21 protein-coding genes are annotated in these 23659 nt (G+C 67.3%); 15 read left to right on the forward strand and 6 right to left on the reverse strand.

Going from position 1 to position 23659, the window contains the following annotated elements; translation table 11 throughout:
- Window positions 1–306 precede the first annotated feature (306 nt).
- Both BTH42_RS18265 and fumC read left to right on the forward strand, forming a co-directional pair.
- The gene (locus tag BTH42_RS18265; RefSeq protein WP_372237270.1) at window positions 307–1908 is read left to right on the forward strand and encodes a phospholipase D family protein; all 1602 of its coding nucleotides are present in this window, start codon (window positions 307–309) and stop codon (window positions 1906–1908) included.
- 51 nt (window positions 1909–1959) lie between these two features.
- The gene (gene fumC, locus BTH42_RS18270; RefSeq protein ID WP_075301920.1) at window positions 1960–3360 is read left to right on the forward strand and encodes a class II fumarate hydratase; all 1401 of its coding nucleotides are present in this window, start codon (window positions 1960–1962) and stop codon (window positions 3358–3360) included.
- A gap of 79 nt (window positions 3361–3439) precedes the next feature.
- Here fumC and BTH42_RS18275 read toward each other — a convergent pair whose 3' ends face one another.
- Together BTH42_RS18275 and BTH42_RS35515 are read right to left on the reverse strand one after the other, a co-directional pair.
- On the reverse strand, window positions 3440–3946 hold the full coding sequence (locus BTH42_RS18275) for an acyl-CoA thioesterase (RefSeq protein ID WP_075301922.1): 507 nt from the start codon (window positions 3944–3946) through the stop codon (window positions 3440–3442).
- 87 nt (window positions 3947–4033) lie between these two features.
- Window positions 4034–4174 carry a hypothetical protein gene (locus BTH42_RS35515; protein ID WP_178392195.1) on the reverse strand — a complete coding sequence of 47 codons (141 nt, stop codon included), beginning with the start codon at window positions 4172–4174 and terminating at the stop codon, window positions 4034–4036.
- A gap of 174 nt (window positions 4175–4348) precedes the next feature.
- On the opposite strand from BTH42_RS35515, the gene BTH42_RS18280 reads away from it, so the two are divergent.
- Together BTH42_RS18280 and BTH42_RS18285 are read left to right on the forward strand one after the other, a co-directional pair.
- Complete coding sequence (locus BTH42_RS18280; RefSeq protein WP_075301924.1) at window positions 4349–5062, forward strand: helix-turn-helix transcriptional regulator; 714 nt, start codon at window positions 4349–4351, stop codon at window positions 5060–5062.
- 227 nt (window positions 5063–5289) lie between these two features.
- Window positions 5290–7869, forward strand: a complete 2580-nt coding sequence (locus BTH42_RS18285; RefSeq protein ID WP_075301926.1) for a DUF6600 domain-containing protein — start codon at window positions 5290–5292, stop codon at window positions 7867–7869.
- 213 nt (window positions 7870–8082) lie between these two features.
- Here the strand turns inward: BTH42_RS18285 and BTH42_RS18290 are convergent, their stop codons facing one another.
- On the reverse strand, window positions 8083–9054 hold the full coding sequence (locus BTH42_RS18290; RefSeq protein ID WP_075301928.1) for a thymidylate synthase: 972 nt from the start codon (window positions 9052–9054) through the stop codon (window positions 8083–8085).
- 354 nt (window positions 9055–9408) lie between these two features.
- Window positions 9409–10803: a sigma-54 dependent transcriptional regulator gene (locus BTH42_RS18295; protein ID WP_075301930.1), complete on the reverse strand. Its 1395-nt coding sequence runs from the start codon at window positions 10801–10803 to the stop codon at window positions 9409–9411.
- Between the two features lie 532 nt (window positions 10804–11335).
- On the opposite strand from BTH42_RS18295, the gene BTH42_RS18300 reads away from it, so the two are divergent.
- The 9 genes from BTH42_RS18300 (at window position 11336) to BTH42_RS18340 (ending at window position 19905) form a co-directional block, all read left to right on the forward strand.
- Window positions 11336–11809 (forward strand): hypothetical protein, encoded by a 474-nt coding sequence (locus tag BTH42_RS18300; protein WP_075301932.1) that lies wholly within the window; start codon window positions 11336–11338, stop codon window positions 11807–11809.
- Window positions 11810–11990: 181 nt separating this feature from the next.
- A complete protein-coding gene (locus BTH42_RS18305) occupies window positions 11991–12551 on the forward strand; it encodes a hypothetical protein (protein WP_075301934.1) in 561 nt (186 codons plus the stop codon).
- On the forward strand, window positions 12548–13231 hold the full coding sequence (locus BTH42_RS18310) for a hypothetical protein (protein ID WP_256702090.1): 684 nt from the start codon (window positions 12548–12550) through the stop codon (window positions 13229–13231). The genes BTH42_RS18305 and BTH42_RS18310 overlap by 4 nt, the downstream gene beginning before the upstream one ends.
- A 25-nt stretch (window positions 13232–13256) precedes the next feature.
- Window positions 13257–14651 (forward strand): hypothetical protein, encoded by a 1395-nt coding sequence (locus BTH42_RS18315; RefSeq protein WP_075301936.1) that lies wholly within the window; start codon window positions 13257–13259, stop codon window positions 14649–14651.
- Between the two features lie 106 nt (window positions 14652–14757).
- On the forward strand, window positions 14758–15471 hold the full coding sequence (locus BTH42_RS18320; protein WP_075301938.1) for a C39 family peptidase: 714 nt from the start codon (window positions 14758–14760) through the stop codon (window positions 15469–15471).
- Between the two features lie 7 nt (window positions 15472–15478).
- Window positions 15479–16297 carry a peptidase C39 gene (locus BTH42_RS18325; protein ID WP_075301940.1) on the forward strand — a complete coding sequence of 273 codons (819 nt, stop codon included), beginning with the start codon at window positions 15479–15481 and terminating at the stop codon, window positions 16295–16297.
- A gap of 94 nt (window positions 16298–16391) precedes the next feature.
- Entirely contained in the window at window positions 16392–17837 is a 1446-nt protein-coding gene (locus BTH42_RS18330) for a hypothetical protein (RefSeq protein WP_075301942.1), read from the forward strand.
- A gap of 24 nt (window positions 17838–17861) precedes the next feature.
- Window positions 17862–19328, forward strand: coding sequence for a sigma-54 dependent transcriptional regulator (locus BTH42_RS18335; RefSeq protein WP_143752108.1), 1467 nt, complete (start codon window positions 17862–17864; stop codon window positions 19326–19328).
- Window positions 19329–19404: 76 nt separating this feature from the next.
- Entirely contained in the window at window positions 19405–19905 is a 501-nt protein-coding gene (locus BTH42_RS18340) for a dihydrofolate reductase (RefSeq protein WP_075301944.1), read from the forward strand.
- Window positions 19906–20015: 110 nt separating this feature from the next.
- On the opposite strand, the gene pmbA is transcribed toward BTH42_RS18340, so the two are convergent.
- Window positions 20016–21386 (reverse strand): metalloprotease PmbA, encoded by a 1371-nt coding sequence (pmbA, locus tag BTH42_RS18345; RefSeq protein WP_075301946.1) that lies wholly within the window; start codon window positions 21384–21386, stop codon window positions 20016–20018.
- A gap of 198 nt (window positions 21387–21584) precedes the next feature.
- On the opposite strand from pmbA, the gene yjgA reads away from it, so the two are divergent.
- Both yjgA and mog read left to right on the forward strand, forming a co-directional pair.
- Window positions 21585–22202 carry a ribosome biogenesis factor YjgA gene (yjgA, locus tag BTH42_RS18350; protein ID WP_075301948.1) on the forward strand — a complete coding sequence of 206 codons (618 nt, stop codon included), beginning with the start codon at window positions 21585–21587 and terminating at the stop codon, window positions 22200–22202.
- Entirely contained in the window at window positions 22183–22833 is a 651-nt protein-coding gene (gene mog, locus BTH42_RS18355; RefSeq protein WP_075301950.1) for a molybdopterin adenylyltransferase, read from the forward strand. Before yjgA ends, mog begins: the two co-directional genes overlap by 20 nt.
- Window positions 22834–22854: 21 nt before the next feature.
- Here mog and orn read toward each other — a convergent pair whose 3' ends face one another.
- Window positions 22855–23472, reverse strand: a complete 618-nt coding sequence (orn, locus tag BTH42_RS18360; protein WP_075301962.1) for an oligoribonuclease — start codon at window positions 23470–23472, stop codon at window positions 22855–22857.
- Window positions 23473–23659 lie beyond the last annotated feature (187 nt).

Genomic DNA, 23659 nt, shown 5'->3' on the forward strand with positions numbered 1-23659 from the left:
CGCTCCGGCCAGCAGCAACCGGCAACACAGGCCGTCTCCTCCACCGCATAACTTGGGGGAGACGGCGTCTGAATCCGCACTCCGCGCGACATCCGACACAGCATGACCACCCGCCGGGCAAGCCGCGCTCCCCACCCTTCCCCGCGCCACCGAACAACGCCCAACACGCGCCCCAATTCCCCTTAGAATGGCTTTCTCGACCGCGTGAGCGAGCCGTCGCGCCGCCACGAAAAGCTTGCAAAACAAGGGGAAAACAGCGTGCAGGGGCAATTCGAACAGCAACGGCGCGCGCTGCGCCGCCAGCCGATAATCAGCACAACGAGACAGTTTTTCCTGCTGCTCTGCACGGCGGCATTTTTGACCGCCTGCGCAACGCGGCCGCCCGCCACCGCATACGAGCGCCCCGTCAGCCACGCGCTGCCCGCCACCACCGACACGCCGCTGCGCGCCGCGCTCGCGCCGCTCGAAGCGAAGCATCCGCAACAGTCGGGCTTTCGCGTGCTGGCGAGCGGCACCGACGCGCTGCAGATGCGCATCGCGCTTGCCCGCGCGGCGACTAGAACCCTCGATATGCAGTACTACATCGCCAACGAGGACACCACCGGCAAGCTGCTGCTCGGCGCGGCGTTATACGCGGCCGATCACGGCGTGCGGGTGCGGATGCTGGTCGACGATCTGAACTTCAAGGACATCGACCGCCTGATGGCCGGCCTGAACACGCACGACAAGATCGAAATCCGCGTGTTCAATCCGTTCGGCAGCGCGCAGGAGGGGATGTTCGAGCGCACCACCAACCTGTTCACGCAGATCGGCCACTTCACGCGGCGCATGCACAACAAGGCGATGATCGCGGACAACCAGCTGGCGATCGTCGGCGGCCGTAATCTCGGCGACGAATATTTCAGCGCGAGCGAAACGCTGCAGTTTCGCGATCTCGACGTGCTGGCGGCGGGCCCGATCGTCGCCGACGTGTCGGCCAGTTTCGACGACTACTGGAACAGCGGCCTCGCCTATCCGCTGAGCGTGCTGAACAAGCAGAAGTTCGATCCGCACGAACTCGATCAGACCCGCGACGATCTGCGTCAGCACTGGCGCACCAATGCCGATCCGTACAACGCGAAGCCGTTGAACGCGACCCCGCTCGCCGCGCAGATCACGAATGAACAGCTCGGCCTCACGTGGGCGAGCGCCGAGTTCAAGGTGGACCGGCCGGAGAAGATCGAACAGCCGTCGCCCGATTACGTGAGTCCGCCGATGCAGCGGCTGCGCGAGCTGCTGCGCGACGCGCGCCACGACTTCCTGATCGTGTCGCCGTACTTCGTGCCGCACGACGCGGGCGTGCAGGCGGCCAGCGAGCTCACGCAACGCGGTGTCCGGATCGCAGTCCTGACCAATTCGCTGGCCGCCACCGACGCGGTCGCCGTGCAGGCCGGCTACAGCCCGTTCCGGGTGCCGCTGCTGAAAGCCGGCGTCGAACTGTACGAGTTCAAACCGAACCAGGAGTCGCCGCGCGCGGGTGTGATGGGCTCGCACTCGCGCGCGAGCCTGCATGCGAAGACCTACGTGATCGACCAGCAGATTCTGGTGATCGGCTCGATGAATCTCGACCCGCGCTCGGCGAATCTGAACACCGAACTCGCGCTGGTGATCCATAGCCCCGAACTCGCGCAACAGGTCGCGCAGATTTTCGGCCGCGCGATCGAGCCCGGGCAGAGCTATCGCGTGACGCTCGCCGATGCGAACCAGCTCGCGTATCTGCGCTCGATCGGCGCGCCGCTGTCGCCGCTGGTGTGGACGGACGTCGAAAACGGCCAGAAGCGCACCTATATCTTCGATCCGCAGGCGGGTTTCTACCGGAACGCGCTAACGGGTCTATTCTCGTTATTGCCTGTCAACTCAGAACTATGAGCGGAACTATGAGCAAAACCATGAGCGGAACTATGAGAAGCGGAGCGAAACATGACTGAAGACGTACGGATGGAACGCGACACGTTCGGCGAAATCGCGGTGCCGAACGCCCGCCTGTGGGGCGCGCAAACCCAGCGCTCGCTGCAGAACTTCAAGATTTCGACCGAGAAGCAGTCGCCCGAACTGGTCACCGCGCTGGCCGTGGTCAAGCGCGCGGCCGCGGAGGTCAACCTGGGCCTCGGCGTGCTCGACGAGCAGAAGGCCCGCGCGATCATGCAGGCGGCCGACGAGATCATCGCCGGTAAGCATCCGGGCGAATTCCCGCTCGCGGTCTGGCAGACCGGCTCCGGCACCCAGACCAACATGAACCTGAACGAGGTGATCGCGAACCGCGCGAGCGAGCTGCTCGGCGGCGAGCGCGGCGAGGCCCGCAAGGTCCATCCGAACGACGACGTGAACCGCGGCCAGTCGTCGAACGACGTGTTTCCGACCGCGATGCACGTGGCCGCCGCCGACGCGATCGTCAAGCATCTGCTGCCCGCGCTGAAGACGCTGCGCGATACGCTCGACGGCAAGGCCAGGGCGTTCGCCGAGGTCGTCAAGATCGGCCGCACGCACCTGCAGGACGCGACCCCACTGACGCTCGGCCAGGAGTTTTCCGGCTACGTCGCTCAGCTCGAGCACGGGATCCGCCACGTCGAATCGGCGCTGCCGCATCTGTACGAACTCGCGCAGGGCGGCACCGCGGTCGGCACCGGGCTCAACGCGCATCCGAAGTTCGCCGACGCGGTGGCGGCCGCGATCGGCAAGCTGACCGGCCTGCCGTTCGTGTCGGCGCCGAACAAGTTCGAGGTGATGGCGGCCGCCGATGCACTGGTGTTCGCGCACGGCGCGCTGAAGACGGTCGCCGCGAGCCTGAACAAGATCGCCAACGACGTGCGCTGGCTCGCCAGCGGGCCGCGCTGCGGGCTGGGCGAGCTGTCGATTCCGGAGAACGAACCGGGCAGCTCGATCATGCCGGGCAAGGTCAATCCGACCCAGTCCGAAGCGCTGACGATGCTGTGCGCGCAGGTGTTCGGCAACGACGTCGCGGTGAACATCGGCGGCGCGAGCGGCAACTTCGAGCTGAACGTGTTTCGTCCGATGATCGCGCACAACGTACTGCAGTCGGTGCGGCTGCTGGCCGACGGCGCGCAGAGCTTCAACGATAACTGCGCGGTCGGGATCGAGCCGAATCGCGAGCGCATCGATACGCTGCTGAACGAATCGCTGATGCTGGTGACCGCGCTCAATCCGCACATCGGCTACGACAAGGCCGCGCAGATCGCGAAGAAGGCGCACAAGGAAGGCACGACGCTGAAGGCGGCCGCGCTCGCGCTCGGTTACGTGACCGAGCAGCAGTTCGAGGAGTGGGTGCGGCCGAAGGATATGGTGGGAGGCGGCGCTGGGTGAGGAAGCGGCGCTGGCGCTGTAGCTAGCGGTGGGTTAGCCGGGTGGGCGGCGTGGCGGTTAGCGCGCCGCCCACCGCGCTTCAGATCTTCCCCTGCGCCACTTCTTCCGGCTTCAGCTCGACGATCGCGTCGAGCGCTTCCTTCACGTCCATCGCGTACTTGGCAAGGCGCTTCTGTTCATCGGTTTGCGGCACGAACGCGGGCACCGGAACCGGATGGCCGTTCTCATTGACGGCGACCATCACGACGAGGCAGTCGGTGGTCTGCAGCAGCTCGCCGCCCTTCGGATCGCCCGCCTGCACCGACACGTGGATATGCATGCTGGTGCGCCCGGTCGCGACGACCCGCGCGCGCAATTCGACCAGATTGCCGACGAGGATCGGCCGGCGGAAGCGGATGTTGCCGACGCTGACCGTCACGCAATAACGCCCCGACCACACCGCCGCGCACGCGTAGGCGGTTTCGTCGATCCACTTCATCAGCGCGCCGCCGTGCACCTTGCCGCCGAAGTTGACCGAGGTCGGCTCGGCGAGAAAGCGGAAGGTGGTTTCCGAACGGTCCAGCGGTGCTGTGGAAAGAGTGCTCATCTTGGCTCCGGTCAAGCGGATGCGTTGAAAGGAGGCGATTATACGAGCGCAATATTGCGGGCGGCTGCGTGGCCTCGAGCTTCGGCGCTAGTTGCGGAAGCTGATGCCCTGGTCGATCGTGCCGTACATCTCGATGTGGCCGCTGCCGGCCGAGCCCGAACCGGCCCCGCCCTGAGCGCAGGCGCTGAACAGCAGAACCGCCGCGGCGGCGATCAGTAGCGTTTTCATCACGGCATATTCCTGCAAAGACAGATTTCGATTCTAGCCTGGCGGGATGCGGCGACGCCGGAACGCGGGCGGTGACCCGAATCCGCCGGATTCGATTGTTCATGCGAGCCTGAAACGTCGAATCCGCCGCGCGGGTACAGTGGAAACACGCCCTCACCGCTTCAGGAGACCCCGATGACCACCCCACTCGCGGACGACCACAACCACTTCCCCGGCCTGAGCCGCATCGGCGCGCTGCTCGCCGACCCCGGCCGTGCCGCGATGCTGTGGGCGCTGATGGACGGCAGCGCCCGCCCCGCCGGCGAACTGACGATGATCGCGGGACTGTCGCCGTCGGCGGCGAGCGCGCACCTCGCGCGGCTCACCGACGGCGGCCTGCTCGCGCTCGAAGTGCGCGGACGGCATCGCTATTTCCGCATTGCGTCGGCGGAGATCGCCGCGTCGATCGAGGCGCTCGCCAACGTCGCGCAGGTCAGCGCGCCGCAGCGGGCCGCGCCGCGTCCCGCGCGCACGGTGCCGCTGGAAATGCGCTACGCGCGCACCTGCTACGACCATATGGCCGGCGAGCTGTCGGTGCGGCTCTACGAGCGGATGCTCGAACAAGGGCTGCTGACGCTGCACGGCGCATCGCTCGATGCGACCGCGCAAGGCGCCGAACGCTTCGCCGCGTGGGGCATCGATCTGTCCACGCAGCACAGCCGCCGGCGCCGCTTCGCGTGCACGTGCCCCGATTGGAGCGTGCGTCGCCCGCACCTGGGCGGCGCGCTCGGCGCCGCGCTGCTCGAGGCGTGGTCGGCGCATGGCTGGGTCGAGCGGACCCAGCGGCCGCGGGTGCTGCGCGTCACGCCGGCGGGGCAGCAGCAATTCGATGCGTTTCTGGCGGGCTAGGGGTGCCGGCGCGCGGACCCGCTGACCATGATCGGATGCGCAAATGTCGAGCCGCGACCGCTCCCGCTGCTCGCGCGGATGACGGCCGGCTACAGCGTTGCGCTGCCCGAGACCTTTTGTTACCGCGTGCGAAGCCACCTTACAAAAGTGGACCCCTTGAAACATAGGCGGCGGCTACAGTGAAGCGAGGATTCGGCGGCTCGCCGCATCCGCCGGAGACCCCCGCCATGAAACCGCTCGCCCCGCCCCCCAACAAGCCTCGAATTTCGCACCAGGTGGCCGGCTATTCGCTGATCGCCGCCGCCGTCGTCGCGCTCGCCGCGCAGCCCGGCTTCGCGCAGGAAGCACCGCCCGCCCCGTCGTCCACGGCCGCGCTCGCCGCCGCACCGGACGGCGATCCGCCGGGACGGATCGCGCGCCTGAACTACATGGCCGGCACCGTGACCACCGAGCCGGCCGGCGCGAGCGACTGGTCGTACGCGCAGATCAACCGGCCGCTGACGACCGGCGACCAGCTCTGGAACGACCAGAACGCGCGCTCCGAACTGCACATCGGCTCGACCGCGGTGCGTCTGGGCGAAAACACCAGCCTCGACGTGCTGAACCTCGACGACACCAGCGCGCAGCTCAAGGTCGCGCAAGGCACGCTGTCGACCCGCGTGCGCGAACTCGCGCCGGGCTCGTCGTATGAAATCGACACGCCGAACCTCGCGCTCGGCATGAACGGCCCCGGCGACTACCGGGTCGACGTCGCGCCCGACGGCAGCAGCACCAGCGTGACGGTGCGCAGCGGCAGCGCGGTCGCTTATGGCGACGGCGGCCAGGCGCCGATCGCGGCGGGTCAGCAGATCCGCTTCGCCGGCACCGGCCTGCAACAGCTGTCCGACGCCCGCGCGCCCGGCCCCGACGAGCTCGACCAGTGGGCCGCCACCCGCGACGCGAGCGAAGACCGCTCGGTGTCGGCCCGCTACGTGTCGCGCGAGATCCCGGGCTACCAGGACCTCGACGCCAACGGCACGTGGCGCGAGACCCCGCAGTACGGCGCGGTATGGACCCCGCGCGCGACGCCGGCCGGCTGGGCGCCGTACCGCGACGGCCACTGGGTCTGGCAGGCGCCGTGGGGCTGGACCTGGGTCGACGATCAGCCGTGGGGCTTCGCGCCGTACCACTACGGCCGCTGGGTGTCGTTCGACGAAAGCTGGGCGTGGGTGCCGGGCCCGCTCGCGGCCGGCGCGCCGCCGGTCTATGCGCCGGCGCTGGTCGGGTTCGTCGGCGACGGCGAGGACGATGGCGGCGTCGACTGGGGCGTGAATCTGGCGCTCGGCGGCGCGGTCGCGGCCGGCGTCGCGTGGTTCCCGCTCGGACCCGGCGAGCCGTGGCACCCGCACTGGGGCGGCGGACGCGAGCGCTGGAGCCGCGGCTATTACGATCGCGTGAACCGCCCGGCGCTCGTCAACGACTATCGCCGCGACGTGCACATCCACAACAACACTTACGTGAACTACCGGGCGCCGGGCGGCCTGACCGCGATGCCGACGACCGCGTTCGTGCGCGGCCAGCCGGCCGGACGCTTCGCGCAGAAGGTCGATCCGCGTCAGTGGCACAACGCGCGGATCAACCCGGGCGCGCCGGGGATCGCGCCGGTGCGGGAAAGCTTCGGCGCGGATCTGCGACGCGCGAACTATCGGCCGCCGGCGAGCCTCGCCGCGCGACCGGTGGTCGCGACGCGCAATCCCGCGCTGCCGGCCGCCTATCACGACGACCTCGCGCAGCGCTTCGCGCAAGGCGGTGGACGGGTGCCGGGCGGCGGCCAGCCGGTCGTGAGGACCGCGGTGCCCGCGCAGATGGGCGGTGCGCCGGGGATGCCGGGTGTGCCGGGTGCGCGTGGTGCTGCGCTGCCGGTTGCGAACGTGCGGGTCGTGCAGTCGCATGTGCCCGGACGGCCGCCGGGGATGGCGGCGGGTGCGCCGGGGATGGCGGGTGCGAACGGGCAGCCCGGCCGCCAACCCGGTCAGTTCAGCCAGATCGCGCCCACGTCGAACGGGGTGCCGCGACCGCCGCAGGCAAGCGGCGCGCATCCGGGTGCAAGCGGGTATCTGCAGCAGCATAGTGCGCCACAGGTATGGGGCGCGGTCGGCCGCTCGCAGCCGGCGTGGACGCAGTCGCATGCGCCAATGGAACAGCAGGCTCAGCGCGGGGAGTCTGGCGGTCCGCAGCGCGCGGGACAACCGGGCTTCGCGCAGCAGGCCGGCGTCCCGCATCCGCCGCAAAATCCCGCCGCGCAGCAGCAGGCTCGACAGCCGGATGGACACCCGCAGACGATGCCGTCTGCGCAACAGCCGCCTCGCATGGAGCCGCCGCAGCAACAGGCGCAGCAGTTGCGGTCGGAGTCGCAAAACCAGCAGGCTCAGCAGCCGCGTTTCGAGCCGCGTGCGCAGCCGGCGCCGCAACCTCGGCCGGAGCCACTGGTTCAGCAAGCTCAGCAGCCGCGCTTTGTGCCCCGTGCGCAGCCGGCGCCGCAGCCTCGGCCGGAGCCACAGGTTCAGCAAGCTCAGCAGCCGCGCTTTGTGCCCCATGCGCAACCTGCGCCGCAGCCGCAGTTCCAGCAAGCGCAGCAACCGCGCTTCGAGCCGCGGCCGCAACCGATACAGCAGGCGCGCCCCGAACCGCGTCCGCAGATGCAGCAGCCACGCCCCGAACCGCGGCCTAAGCAGGTCCAGCAGCCGCGCCCGCAACCGCAGCAACAACCACAACGCGCCGAGCAGCACCAAGGCGGCGGTAACCACGACGAACGCCACAGGGGGTAAGTGCGCTGGGCGCCGTCGCCGGTCCAACCCCGTCTCGGCTAACGCCGACGCCGCCGCGACCATCGCCATCGGTAGCGCACCGGCAACGGCGACCGCCGCCCCCCAACCCAACCCCGCCCCACCAACAAAAAACCCCCGTGAGGCCCAAACCTCACGGGGGTTTTCACTTCAGCAACGCAAGCACAAGCGCCTGCGGTCAACCGTCAACCGCAATCAAATCGCCATCGGCGCCGTCAACGGCTCGTGATGCCGGTAGCCGACCAGCGAGAAATCCGCCGGCTCGATCTTCTCCAGCCACTCCGGTTCGTACACGCCGGTCTTCGCGTACTCGGGCACACGCTCCGAAATCGCCAGTTGCGGGCTCTCATAGGGCTCGCGCGTGAGCTGCTGCTGCAACATGTCGAGCTGGTTCTCGTAGATATGCGCATCGCCGATGAAATAGCTGAACCAGCGCGGCGTATAGCCGGTCAGCCGGCCAACCAGATGCAGCAGCGCCGCGCCCTCGGTCAGATTGAACGGCGTCCCCAGCCCGACATCGTTGCTGCGGATATACAGGCACAGCGAAATCTCGCGGCGCGCGACGTTCGGCAGGAACTGATACAGCAGATGACACGCCGGCAGCGCGATCTGATCGAGCACCGCCGGATTCCACGCGTGAAACAGAATCCGTCGGTCAGCCGGGTTCTGCATGATGGTGTCGAGGCACTGGCGCAGCTGATCGATCGCCTTGTAAAGCAGCACCTTCGAGCGGCCATCTTCGTCGAATTGGGTGATGACGCGGAAACCGCGCGCCTGCGCGTCGGCGAGCTGCGCGCTCGCGCCGGCGTCGAGCACCTTGTACGCAGGCCATTGACGCCATTGCACGCCATACACATCGCCGAGATCGTCGGGGCCTTCGCGATACGGATTGGCGAGCCACTTCTCGTTCTGGTTCGCGTTGCCGTCCCACACCTTGCAGCCGAGCGCCCGAAAATCCGCGGCGCTGCGCGACGCGCGCAGAAACCCGACCAGTTCGCCGATCGCCGACTTGAACGCGAGCTTCTTCGTCGTCACCGCCGGAAAGCCCTGCTGCAGATCGAAGCGCAGCATCGCGCCGGGCATGCTGATGGTGCGGATGCCGGTACGGTTTTCCTGCCACGTGCCGGTGTCGAGAATCGTGCGGACGAGGTCCAGGTATTGTTTCATGCGGGGTTCCTTCGGCGCGGCGCGCATCGAGCTGGCGAATCCAGCTAGCAAACCGGACTCGCGAGCCGGATTCGAAATGCACCGCCTGATTGGGCAAAAACCGGATTCTAACAAGCGCGACCGGAGCACGCCCGGGGATGGCGTAGCGCGCTGGAAAAGGCGGGGAATCGAGATCGGGAGAGAGATGGCAAGCGCCGCACGAAGCGGCGCGAAACAGGCAGACGAAACGAGCACAGCAACCACCGGCGACGACCCGACGGCCAGCCACCACCGTCAGCCGCCCCGCTCACCCACTGACGCTCATCGCCGCGGCTCGCCGCAAGTCGAGCGCATCACAAGCGCATCACAAGCGCATCAAAGATGCTGCACCGAAGCCGGCAAATCGCCATGCGGCGCGGCCATCGGCTCGCCTTCCATATGCCGCATCCCATGCGAGCACAGCAGCCGATACAGCGTGACCCGCGAAATCCCGAGTTCCTGCGCCGCGTCGCCGAGACGCCCGCGATGCCGCAGCAGCGCGAGTTCGATCGCCTGCCGCTCGGCCGCCTCGCGTGCCTGCGCGAGCGACACCGGCACGATCTCGACGTATTCGGCGAGTTCGAGATCGCGCGCGGTGATCGCGCGTCCCTCCGACATCACGATCGCGCGACGCACCCGGTTGATCAGCTCGCGCACGTTGCCGGGCCAGCCGTAGTTATGCAGTGCCGCGATCGCGTCGGGCGCGAAGCCGCGCAGCCGGCGACTCGCATCCTTCTTGAAGCGTTCGAGCATGTGCCGCGCGAGCAGCTCGATGTCCTTGCCGCGCGCGCGCAGCGGCGGCTCGTCGATCTGCAGCACGCACAGCCGGTGATACAGGTCGGAACGGAAACGCCCTTCGATCATCGCCGCGGTCATGTCGACGTGAGTTGCCGAAATGATCCGCACGTCGACGTCGATCGCCGTATGGCCGCCGAGCCGCTCGACCTTGCGCTCCTGCAAAAAGCGCAGCAGGCTCGCCTGGCTTTCGAGCGGCAGGTCGCCGATTTCATCGAGAAACAGCGTGCCGCCGTTGGCCGCTTCGACCCGGCCGATCTTGCGTTGATTCGCGCCGGTGAACGCGCCGCGCTCGTAGCCGAACAGTTCGGATTGCAGAAGATGCGGCGGAATCGCGCCGCAGTTGATCGGCACGAACGGCGCGTTGCGACGCGCCGAGCGTTCATGAATCGCGACCGCGGTCAGCTCCTTGCCGGTGCCCGATTCGCCGGAGATGAACACCGGCGCGTCGGTCATCGCGACCTTGCGGATCGAGCGGAACAGCGCGAGCATCGCGTCGCACGAGCCGACCATCTCGCCCTCGGCACCCTGCGAGCCGTCGTTCGACGCGGTCTCGCCGAGCGAGATCATCCCGTACGCGTGGCCGACGGAGTCGACGATGCGATCGCCCGCATAGGGCACGGTCACGTAATCGAAGCAGTAGTCGCGAACCAGCCGGCGCAACGCCGCGTCCTGCAGCTGGCCGGGTGCCGTGGCCGCGACCCAGCCGACGTTCGGCATGGTCAGACAGGATTCGAAAGCGGCGATTTCATGCGGCTGGAAATCGCTGGAAAGGTCGAGCAGACCGCCCGCCGCCATGCCGGTACGGACCGCGCGGCGTGCATCGCGCGCCGATCCGACGACTTCGACATGCCAGCCGCGCTGCAAAAAACGCGTATTCAACTCCGCGCTCGGATCGCGGGAAACGTAAATCAGTTGCCGCGTTGCGGGTTCCATTATTCAGATCCTCTCGTCAACGAACGTTTAGGACGACGCATGCACCTGAAACTGTGGTTCAGACACGCTGACCCATTCGGCTTCGCGATGCACGCAAACCGAACGGCCATTCCATTCCGTGCGGACAGCTGATCCCCAGAAAGCGGCGTGTGTGTTTGAGACGGCTTGTTATGGTGCTTTTTTAAATCTGATGCTGTTTTCGAGAGCTTACTATACGTGCGCCGCTTCGAAAACAATTATGCGAATTTAATCGGGGACCCCTTACCCATCAAGGCGCAGCGGGCGATTTACATTTATTCAGCCGACAAATAAAAGAATAGATCAGGCGCTTTTACCGCCTTCCGCGAAGGTACTTAGTACCTCGGCGATTAACGGATTATAGGTATTTTCTGCTCGCCGTTTCAGTGCTGAAACGTTTTTTCGCAATTTGCGACCCATTACGTCGCGTTATGTATCCGCGTTCTCGACGTATCAAAGGATTGCGAGCGATGGCACATGTTTCGCTAAATGCCCGGCACAAGGGAGACACATCATGCGATTCGCATTCCGCATCGATACGATCAGGCGAGCCTCATATGTTGCGATCTGCGCGGCGCTCATCTCGAGCGCATGGTCGGCCGCAGCCGGCGCGCAGAGCACAACGGCCCCACAGGCCGAATCGGCCACGCTGGCGGATAGCGGCGAGAGCGCCGGCCTCGCGTCCAGCGACTCACAGTCCACTCCACTCGCCGCCACCGACGACACGAGCCAGCTCGCCGCCCAGGCGCCGGCGCCGGCCGCCGATGCTGCAACAGTGAACGATATTTCGCTCGACGACCAGGTGCTGTCGCGCCAACGCGGCGGCGCGATCGGCATGTTGATGGTCGCCGCGACGCCGCAGCTGCGGCACGTCGGCGGCAATCAGGTGACGTTGTGGGACGAGATCGCGCCGCCGTCGCCGCTGCCGGTCCCGGTCGACGCCGCGCGCGCGGCCCAGGGCAACGTCGCGACTTACCAGCGCAAATAGCCGGCCGCTCATCGCCGATGCGCATGTCGCGCGCAAGCAACACGGCAACACAGCAACTGCTTCAGACAAGTACCCGCAGCACGAAAAGTAATTCAAGACCAGGCAATGCAGGACCGGCCGCACGGGAGAGGCAACCCGCGCGGACCGGCGGGATACAAGACAGAAGAGGAAGGACCGGGACATGACTACCACCCTTCGGACGCCGCTCGCCTCATGGCTCGCGACGGCGTCGCTTCGCGGCGCGCCGCCCCGCGCGTCCATCGCCCCGGCGGGCAGCATCGCCGCCGCCGCGCTCGTCACCGCCCTCTTCCTCGCATGCTGCGCCAGCGATGCGCGCGCCGAACAGGTCGTCAATCCGGGCGACATCATCGTCGAGCGCAGCATCACGCCGCGCGATGCCTTCGTCCCCGTGCCGCGCGACCAGGACCCGGTCGCGGTACGCGCCACCACTTTCCCGGCCAACTCGTTCAATCCGGCGATCGCCACCCTCGTGGGCGACACCGATCTGACGAATGCGCACGGGTCCAGCGGTGTCGCGAGCGGCGGCGCGCTCGGCGGCACCGGCATGCAGGCGGTCGCGCAGATCCTCAGCGGCCGCGCGACCGGCAGCACGGTGCCGTTGAACTCGGGCGCGATCGGCGGACCGGCGACGGGTATCGGCGGCACCATCAGCTCATCGGTGACGGGCGCGCTCGCGCCGTTGTCGAACGTGCTCGGCGGCACGCTCGGAGGTTTGAAATGAAGCCGCGCGCCGCTCGTTTCCGTGGCGGCCCGCGGCCCGCCGCCGAGGTCCGCACCGCCCGCTGGCTGCGCACCGCCCTGTGCGCAAGCATCGGCTTCTGCCTTGGCGCCGCGACGCTCACCGCGAGCGATGTCGCCGCCCAGTCGCTCCCCGTCGTCCCGGCGACCGCGACGATCGGCACCGGCGCGGGCGCGGGCGTGACCGGCGCGTTCACGGTCAACGAAACGGCCGGCCTCGACAACGTCCAGGCCAACCAGATCACGATCACCAACGGCGCGCCGATCGGCAACGCCAACGCGAGCGTGCAAAGCGCGCCGGTCGCCGCGAAGGTGCCGCGCGCCCAGGTTTCGATCGAAGCCAACGCGTTTTCGAATACCTCCGGCGCGGTTCTCGTGAACCAGTCGGCCGGAGCAGGAAATCTGCAGCGCAACAGCACCGTCATCGGGACTGCCGCGCTCGGAGTCGAGACCGTCGCGGATGGGGAGCTATCCGCAACGGCCGCGAGAAGCGGGAGTCTGGGGCAGTCCCACGGTTCTCAAGGCGTGCGCGAGGCGAGCATTTCCAGTGAGGCCTTTCGCAACGTGAGCGGAGTCGTGCAGATCAACCAGGCAGCCGGCGCCGGTAATGCCACGGCAAACAGTTTTGTGCTCCGTCCCCCGGCGGGCACTTTTTTTAACTGATCACACTTAAGTATCGGAGCGAATCATGAAGCGCACTCTTATTGCAGCAGCCGTTCTCGTTGCCGCATCCGGCAGCGCGTTTGCCGCACCGCAGAAAGCCTGGCTGTTCAACGGCACGGCGGTCGGTGAGATGGTCGGCGTGGAAGGACTGGTCGGGCTGTATGGCTGCGTGCACGTGTCGAGCACGGCCGGCGCGGTGATCAACAACACCCAGTCGGTCAACGTCAACGCGTCGCTCGATCCGCAGGCGCAGACCTACACGACCGGCACCGTGACCACCACCATCAACAACAACCGCAGTTCGGTGCGCGGCAGCGGCACCGCCTACGCGTTCACGACGCAAAGCCACTCGAGCTCGAGCTCGAACTCGCAGGGCATGCAGGCGTCGGGCAGCTACCGCTACGGCAGCCAGAGCGCCACGGTGACGGGCGGCGGCTATCAGACGAGCCAGCAGGCGGCCGGCATCGAAGGCGGCTTCTCGCACACCAGCCAGAACTCGGGCGGGCAGATCTCGGCGGGCGGCTCGGTCGGCGGCAGCTATAGCTACAGCAACGGCCACAACACGTACTCGCACGGCAACGGCTCGTTCCGCGAAAGCGGCAACCTGCAGGCCGGCTATCGCGAGTCGGGCTACTCGAACTCGTCGGGCGTCGCCGGCGGCTACGAAGCCAGCGAAGCATCCGGCCGGGGCCGCGCGTGGGGCTACACCGCAAGCGAAGGCTCGGGCTCCGCGGCGGTCAGCGCGCAGTCGTCCAGCTATTCGCGCAGCCGCTCGTCGTCGAGCGATGCGTACGGCGCCGCGTGGGGCGTCGACGCCACCATGGCGACCACCGACGTGACGACTCGCGGCTCGGTCACCCAGCACATCAATACCCAGCAGGCCGCCACACTGACCGCGACCACCGGCGCCAACGCGGCCAACAACGTGTCGGGCAATCTCGGCGTGAACATCGCGGAAGGCATCAGCAACGCGCAGAGCAACGACGTGTCGCTCGCGTCGGTCGACATCGGCAACGTGTTCGGCAATGCACAGGACTTCAACGTGCAGTCGTCCGGCGGCAATGCCCGCATCAACAACTTCAACCTCAACGCGTCGGTCGGCAACGGCTCGCTGTCGGGGGTGACGGGCAACGTCGGCGTGAACGTCGCGGCCGGTATCGGCAACGTGCAGAACAACAGCCTTGCCGGCGCGGTGACGACGACCTCGCCGGGCCGCGCGATGACCACCGCGATGGTCGCCACGGATGACAACTCGCAAACCTCGACCATGACGGTGCGCGGGCAATTCCAGGGCACCGCGATGCTCGGCGCCGACAGCCTGCACGGCGCGTCCGGCAACATCGGCGTGAACATCGCCGGCGGCGCGGGCAACCTGCAGCACAACGGTCTGGCGATCGCCGCGCTGAACAGCGGCCACTAAGCCGGAGCAGCAACAACCGCAGCACAGCAGAAGAAGCCTTAAAAGCAGTCGGGAGGACCCGCCGGCAGCCGCAGAAGCTGCCGGCGTTTTCGGGCAGGAGACCAGCATGACCGGGTTGAAGGGGTTCCCGGCGCTACCGTTCGCCGTAGCGCTGGCAGGCTGCATGCTGTGCGCGGGCCAGGCCGCCGCACAGTCGAGCATCGACACGTCCACGCTCGTCGGCGTGCCGCTCCACAAGCCGATCCGCTCGATGCGCGATCTGCGCTACCGCCATATCGTCAATCAGCAGTTCGACTACAGCTGCGGCGCGGCGGCGCTCGCCACCCTCCTCAAGTACGGCTATGGCATCGATATTCCGGAGACCGAACTGATTCGCCGGATGATGGTGTTCTCGAAGCCCGAAGTAGTCGAGAAAAACGGCTTCTCGATGCTCGACATGAAGAACTTCGTCGAGACCATCGGCCTGCGCGGCCGCGGCTTTCGCGTCACCCTCGACGCGCTCCACCACCTGCAGATTCCCGTGATGGTTCTGATGAACATCGACGGGTACGAGCATTTCGTGATCGTCAAGCATGCGCAGGACGGCCGCGTGTTCATCGCGGACCCGGCGCTCGGCAATCGCATCGTGCTCGAGGAGGACTTCGCGAAGACCTGGAACGGTCTGGTGTTCGCGGTCCTCGGCAAACCGTTCAGGGAGGATTCACCGCTGTTGCAGGACAACGAGTCGCTCGCGCTGAAGTTGCGCGCCGCTGCGCTGGCAGCCGGCAACGCCGCGACTCCCTTTTTCGAGTACGGCTTGAACAAGGCAGACATGTTCTGATCCCGTCATGAAGTCACACCTGAAACAGCTTGGGGTGGTGCTCTGTGCCGTTGCATGCGGCACCGGCGGCCTCGCCCGGGCGTCGGAAGGAGGCGCCGCGCCGGCGGCCCCCGACCTGTCGATACCGCGCGCGGCCGGAGCCGCGCCGCTCACCGTGCAGCTCGTCGGCGACGACGTGCTCGCGGCCCAGACCGGCAAGTACGCCGGCGCCACGATGATCTCCGGCTTCGTGCTGAACGTCATTTCGCAGTGGCGCCTGCCCAACGGCGTGAGCGCGCTCGCGCAGGGCACCCTCAGCGCGACGCAGAACGCGCGCGGGCAGCTCGTCAGCTCGGTCAGCACGTCCGCCAGCGTGACTGGCGAGACGCACGGCCGCGGCGGCTATGGGGCGGATTGGGGCGCCAATCCGAATGCGTACGTGAACGGCGGCCAGAGCATCAGCGTGAACGGCGTATCGCAAGTCACCCAGGTCGCGGGCGACCGCAACAGCGGCGTCAACTCGGCGCTGATCGATTTCAACAACAACGCTGCAATGCTCGCGGCTTCGGCCAATGCGCCGGCGGCCGCGGCCAGCAATTCGACCGGCTCGGTGAAAGCCGGCATCTCGTTCGGCAGCAACGGCGTGAACGTCACGCTGCAAACACCGGCTGGGCTCGCCACCCAGACCATCGCGCCGGCCAACGGGCAGATCGCCCAGTTGCTGCAGATTGCAGGCAATAACCAGCAAGTCGCCAACGCCCTGCAACTGCATCTGCAAACGCAGCAGATGTCGGCTTCGATGCTCCGTCAGCTCGGCGTACTACAGGCATTGCAGAACAGGAGGTGAACCCCGCGGGCCGCCACCCGCGTACTGCAGCACCAGCAGTAAAGATACGGCCGCGCGAGGGAAGCGCGCGGCCGGAACACCGGGGGAGTACAAGATGAAAAACGTGTCACTGACAAAGGCGCCAAGGCTGGCGTTGGCGGCCATTCCGGCCGCCGCGATGCTATGGGCCCTTTCGCAATCGGCGAGCGCGCAATCGCTCGCCAACCAGTCGCTGGAAGACCGTTTGAATACGCTGATGCGCGTGGTGGACGAGCAGCAGCGGCAGATTCACTCGCTCGAACGCCAGGTTACCCAACTCGAGATGTCGCAACGCGGCCGCGGCCTGCCCGGCGCGGGGGCGGCGGGGGCCTCGGGGACTGCCGCGCTCGCCGAGCAGCCCGGCGCCGACGGGCTGCCGGTGCCGCTGCCGCCGCTCGCGCAGATCACCCCGGGGGCGCCCGCGCCGGCCGGCAGCACCGGCACCGCGACCGGCGTGCCGGTCAATCCGCCCGCGCCCGACACCAGCAGCACGGCCGGCGGCCTGCCGCCCGCCACCGACGGCAGCGGCGCGGTCGGCCAGACCCAGCGCGCGGCCGAGCCGGTGCGCACCCAGGCCGAGCAGGCGGTCGTGCAGCGCGAACACGCGCCGCTGTTCGACCACAAGCTGACGATGGACTTCGGCATCAGCGACACCTATTACGACCGTCGCCAGTTGCAGCTGTCCGGCTTCCTCGCGCTCGACGCGATCTTTCTCGGCAACATCAATCTCGGCCAGACCAAGTCGCACCAGGTGATGGCCGACCTCGACACGCGCTACGGCCTGACCGACCGCATCAGCGTCGACGTCGACGTGCCGTACATCTACCGGCGCAGCAATTTCATCGTCGGCGGCGCGGGCGGCGCGGCGAGCTCGCTGTCGGACGCGACGGTATCGAGCCACGATCTGGGCGACGTGAACTTCGGCATGTACTACCAGTTCGTGCGCGAGACCAACAGCATGCCGGACATCGTCGGCAGCCTGCGCGTGAAGGCGCCGACCGGCACCTCGCCGTTCGGCCAGAAGGTCGTGCAGGTCGACGCCGACAACACCAACCTCGTCGCGCCGACCAAGCTGCCGACCGGCACCGGTTTCTGGAACATCACCGCGGGACTCTCGGTGCTGAAGACCTACGACCCGGTCGTGCTGTTCGGCAGTGTTTCGTACACCTACAACCTCGCGCGCTCGTTCGCCGATATCTCGTCGGTGCAGGGGCAAGTCGAGCCGGCGACGGTCAAGCTCGGCGACATCGTACAGTTCGGCGGCGGCGTCGCTCTGGCGTTCTCCGACAAGGATTCGGCCAGCATCTCGTTCACGATGGCGCTCGAACCCGAGTCGAAGACGCGCGCGCCGGGCGGCTCCTACACGAAGGTGCCGGGCAGCGAGACCACCGCCGCCGCGATGAATTTTGGCCTGAACCACGTCGTGAACAAGCACCTGACGATCAACGGCGCGGTGTCGATCGGGCTCACCCCCGACGCGCCGAACTTCGTGGTCGGCGTGCGCTTTCCGTACACCTTCTGACGTGCCAACGATGCGAGGTCGAACGTGCGTGAATCACCTCATCTAACCAGTGTGGCCGCGGTGGCGTCCGCGGGATCGCATCTGTCGCTCGCGGTGCCGCAGGAGCGCCGGGTCGAACGTCTGCTGCTGTACGTCGCGCGCACGCCCGACGAAACCCTGCTCGCGCATCTGAAAAGCCGCGGCTGGCAGGTCGCGGCCGCGCGCTCCGCGCACGAGCTCGGGCGGCTCGTGAAGCCCGATCAGGCGTGCGCGGGCATCGTCGATCTGGCGAGTTTCGCGCCGCGCGAGATCGGCGGACTCGAACTGAGCCTGCGCCAACAGCAGGTCGGCTGGATCGCGCTGGCGAGCAACGAGCGGCTGAACGATCCGCTGGTGCGCCGGCTGGTGCGCCACTTCTGCTTCGACTTCGTGAAGCTGCCGGCCGCGCACGCGACGATCGATTACCTCGCCGGCCACGCGTTCGGCATGGTCACGCTGTGCGACCCGGAACTGCCGCCGCCCGCGAGCGAAGCGGGCGACGAAGAAATGGTCGGCACCTGCGAGGCGATGCAGCAGCTGTTTCGCACGATCCGCAAGGTCGCCAACACCGACGCGAGCGTGTTCATCTCCGGCGAGTCGGGCACCGGCAAGGAGCTCACCGCGCTGGCGATTCACGAACGCTCGCCGCGCCGCAAGGCGCCGTTCATGGCGATCAACTGCGGCGCGATTCCGCATCACCTTCTGCAATCCGAACTGTTCGGCTACGAGCGCGGCGCGTTCACCGGCGCGAACCAGCGCAAGATCGGCCGGGTCGAAGCGGCCGACGGCGGCACGCTGTTTCTCGACGAAATCGGCGATCTGCCGCTGGAGAGCCAGGCGAGCCTGCTGCGCTTTTTGCAGGAGGGCAAGATCGAGCGGCTCGGCGGGCGCGAATCGATCCCGGTCGACGTGCGGATCATCTCGGCGACCCACGTCGATCTCGAAGGCGCGATGCGCGACGGCCAGTTCCGCGCGGACCTGTTTCACCGGCTGTGCGTGCTGCGCGTCGACGAACCGCCGCTGCGCACACGCGGCAAGGACATCGAAATCCTCGCGTACCACATCCTGCACAAGTTCAAGACCGACAACGCGCGCAAGATTCGCGGCTTCACGCCGTCGGCGATCGAGGCGCTTTACAACTACGGCTGGCCCGGCAACGTGCGCGAACTGATCAACCGGGTGCGCCGCGCGATCGTGATGGCCGAGAACAAGATGATCTCCGCGGCGGACCTCGACCTCGCGGGCTACACCGAGCAGCAGAGCATCACGCTCACGCAGGCGCGCGAGGCGGCCGAGAAGCGCGCGATCGAGGCGGCGCTGCTGCGGCACCGGCACCGGCTGACCGAGGCGGCCGCGGACCTGAATATTTCGCGCGTCACGCTGTACCGGCTGATGGGCGTGCATGGACTGCGCGAACTCGCTGGCGTGGACGAGAAAGGGCCATTCGGCGCGGACGAGCCGGCGCAGCGGTGAGCGGCACGCACCGCGCGCGCCGGCGCGCGCGGGCGCGTCGGGTAGAATCGTTCGATTACCCTCCTCTCTCCACTCGATGACGACGCTCACCCTGATCGTCGCTCGCGCCAGCAACGGCGTGATCGGCCGCGACAACCAGTTGCCCTGGCGACTGCCCGAAGACCTGAAGTTCTTCAAGCGCACCACGATGGGCGCGCCCATCATCATGGGCCGCAAGACGCACGAATCGATCGGCCGGCCGCTGCCGGGGCGCCGCAACATCGTCGTCACGCGCGACGGGGCACGCCGCTTTCAGGGCTGCGACACCGCGACCAATCTCGACGACGCGCTGCGTCTGGCCGGCCAGGATCAGGCGCCGCAGGCGTTTCTGATCGGCGGCGCGCAGTTGTATCAGGAGGGCCTGCTGCACGCGGACAAGCTGATCGTCACCGAGATCGCGGCCGACTTCGACGGCGACGCGACCTTTCCGGCGATCGATCGCGACGTCTGGGAAGAAGTCGCGCGCGAAGCGCATCACTCGAACGCGCCGAACGACTTCGACTACGCGTTCGTTACCTATCAGCGCAAGGACGGTTGAACAAAGCGCCTGGGGCTCAGCGCTTAGGCCCGGGCCCGCGCCACGCACCCAATAAAAAACGCCACGCAAATGCGTGGCGTTTTTCTTTTACCGCACCGCTAACGCGGCGCTCACTGCCCGGCGATCGTCATCCGTTCGATCAGCACCGAGCCGGTCTGCTTGGTGCCGCGCGTGATCGTGTCCGCGCCGATCGCGACGATATGGCGGAACATCTCCTGCAGCGTGCTCGCGACCGTGATCTCCTCGACCGGATACTGGATCTTGCCGTTCTCGACCCAGAAGCCCGACGCGCCGCGCGAGTAGTCGCCGGTCACGTAGTTCACGCCTTGGCCCATCAGTTCGGTCAGCAGCAGACCGGTGCCGAGCTTTTTCAGCATCGCCTCGAAGTCGTCTTCCGGGCGCGTGTTCGAGCTCAGCAGCGACAGGTTGTGCGAGCCGCCCGCGTTGCCGGTGGTCTGCATGCCGAGCTTGCGCGCCGAGTAGGTCGACAGGAAATAGCCTTCGACCACGCCGTCTTTCACGACCGAGCGCTGGCGGGTGCGCACGCCCTCTTCGTCGAACGGCGCGCTGCCCATTGCGCGCGCGACGTGCGGATCCTCGACCACTTGCACGTGCGGCGCGAACACCGGCTTGCCGAGGCTGTCGACGAGGAACGAGGTCTTGCGATACAGCGCGCCGCCGCTGGTCGCCTGCACGAATGCGCCGAGCAGCCCCGCCGCGAGCGGCGCTTCGAACAGCACCGGCACCTTGCGGGTGTCGAGCCCGCGCGCGCCGATGCGGGCGAGCGCGCGCTGCGCGGCATAGCGGCCGACCGCTTCCGGATCGGCGAGCTGGTCGGCGCTGCGGGTCGACGTGTACCAGTCGTCGCGCTGCATGTTGCGCCCGCTACCAGCGATCGGCGCGCACGCGATGTAATGGCGCGAGTACGGATAGCCGGACAGAAAACCGCGCGAGGTAGCCAGCACGAACTGCGAGTGCTGCGCCGACACGCTCGCGCCTTCCGAATTCTTGATCTGCGGATCGGTCGCGAACGCGGCGTCTTCGGCGCGGCGGGCGATTTCGACCGCTTCATCGGCCGACAGATTCCACGGGTGATACAGATCGAGATCGCGCGGCGCGGTTTCGAGCAGCTCGGCTTCGGCGAGGCCCGCGCAATCGTCTTCGGCGGTAAAGCGCGCGATGTTGTACGCGGCCGCCACCGTGTCCTTGAGCGCCTGCGACGAGAAATCCGAGGTGCTCGCATTGCCGCGCTTGTTGCCGATGAACACCGTCACGCCGACCATCTTGTCGCGGTTGTGCTCGATCGTCTCGACCTCGCCGCGGCGCACCGAGACGGACAGGCCGTCGCCTTCGGAGATTTCGGTCGCGGCGTCGGTGCCGCCGAGCGCCTTCGCGTGACGGAGGATGTCCGAGGCGATTTCCTTCAGTTCATCCTGGGTATGCGGAAAAAAGCGCTGCTTGACGTCCATGTCTGCTGCCATTGTGATTGCCGTCCTGTTGGGGCCGCGCGGCCCGGAGTGTGCGCACCGTGTGCGGCGCAGGCGCGCGGGTGCGGGATAAATGCATCCCGCGATCATAGCAAGCTACGCGGCGCCGTACCTGTGATTCGCGGGGCAATCAGCTCGCGTCCCGCCCCGCCGGCTGGCGGCCAGACATGCGCGGCACGCTACAATATCGCCATGACACGCAAAACCCGCATTCAACCGATCGAATCCGTCATCACGGAAGTCGACGAAAACGGCTACGACCGCCCGAGCAAGTCCCAGATGAAGCGCGACATGGCCGCGCTGCAGGATCTGGGCGCGGAGCTGGTCGCGCTGCCGAAAGACGCGCTCAAGCGCATGCCGATGACCGAAAAGCTCGATGAAGCCGTGCGCGAAGCACGCCGCATCACCGATCACGAAGGCAAGCGCCGCCAGATCCAGTACGTGGGCCGCGTGATGCGCTCGCTGCTGGACACGGAAGTCGCCGCGCTGCGCACCGCGCTCGACACCTACAAGGGCGTCAACAAGAGCGAAACCGCGAAGCTGCACTGGATCGAGCGCACCCGCGAAAAGCTGCTCGCCGACGACGCCGCGCTGACCGACTTCATCCGCAAGTACCCTGCCGCCGATCCGCAGCAGGGCCGCACGCTGATCCGCAACGCGCGCAAGGAAGCCGAGCAGAGCAAGCCGCCGCGCTACTTCCGCGAGCTGTTCCAGTGGATCAAGAACGCGGCCGGCGCGGACGAAGAAGCCGACGACGCGCAAGACGCCGATCTCACTGCAGACCACGACGATGACGACCGCGACGCCTGAGCGGCGCCAGCCGCGCAACCACCCCGACGAAATCGTGATCGGCCTCGTGTCGATCAGCGACCGCGCATCGACCGGCGTCTACGAGGACAAGGGCATTCCGGCGCTGCAGGAATGGCTCGGCGCGGCGCTCACGTCGCCGTGGCAGGTGGTCACCCGCCTGATCGCCGACGACGCGCCGACCATCTCGGCGACGCTGACCGAGCTGGTCGATGAAGTGGGCTGCGATCTGGTGTTGACCACCGGCGGCACCGGCCCGTCGCGCCGCGACGTGACGCCCGAGGCGACGCTCGCCGTCGCCACTAAAGAGATGCCGGGTTTCGGCGAGCAGATGCGGCAGATCAGCCTGAATTTCGTGCCGACCGCGATCCTGTCGCGTCAGGTCGCGGTGATCCGCGAAACCGCCGATCACGCGGCGCTGATCATCAACCTGCCGGGTCAGCCGAAGTCGATCAGGGAAACGCTCGAAGGTCTGCGCGACGCGGACGCGGGCAATGCGGTGAAGGTGCCGGGGATTTTCGCGGCGGTGCCCTATTGCATCGACCTGATCGGCGGGCCGTATGTGGAGACCAACGCCGACGTGGTGAAGGCGTTCCGGCCGAAGAACGCGGTGCGCGCTCCGCGGCAGGCTTAGTCAGGGCTGGGGATTTGCGCTTTATTTAGCGCTCGCGTCCGCTTCCGCCGCCGGTGCCGACGGCACGAGGAAATGCTCGCGGTAGTACTTCAGTTCGTCGATCGACTCGTGGATATCGGCCAGCGCGGTGTGCATCGCGCGCTTCTGGAAACCCTTGTAGATCGCCGGCTGCCAGCGGCGGCACAGTTCCTTCAACGTGCTGACGTCGAGGTTGCGGTAGTGGAAAAACTTTTCCAGCTCCGGCATCCAGCGCGCCATGAAGCGGCGGTCCTGGCAGATCGAGTTGCCGCACATCGGCGACTTGCCGGGCGGCACGTAAGCACCGAGAAACTCGCGAATCTGCTCGACCGCGTCGGCCTCGCTGACCGTCGACGCCTTCACGCGATCGATCAGCCCCGAACGGCCATGGGTGTTCTGGTTCCACTCGTCCATCTTCGCGAGCGTTTCGTCGCTCTGATGAATCGCCAGCACCGGACCTTCGACCATCCGGTCGAGCGTCGAATTGGTCACCACCACCGCGATTTCGATGATGCGGTCGGTGTCGGGCTCGAGCCCGGTCATTTCCATGTCCAGCCAGATCAGATTCATGTCGCTGCGCACGAGCGGCAGCGGGTCGGTGGAAGCGAGGATGTCAGTCATGAAGGCAACCCTGAGGGCCGCGTGGCGGGCTTCGCACAGAAGCCGCGCGCCGCGGCGCGTGTTCGTTTGAAATGGCTTCGCGCGGCTGGCGGCGGCCCGGCGACGGCGCTGCACTGCGCCGAAGCATCGCCCGATGACCGCCCGTATCGCCGCTAAACCGTAGCGCCCCGCCGCGAGGCGGGAAGAA

Origin of the sequence: Burkholderia sp. SRS-W-2-2016 (assembly GCF_001931485.1) — a bacterium.
Classification (GTDB): domain Bacteria; phylum Pseudomonadota; class Gammaproteobacteria; order Burkholderiales; family Burkholderiaceae; genus Paraburkholderia.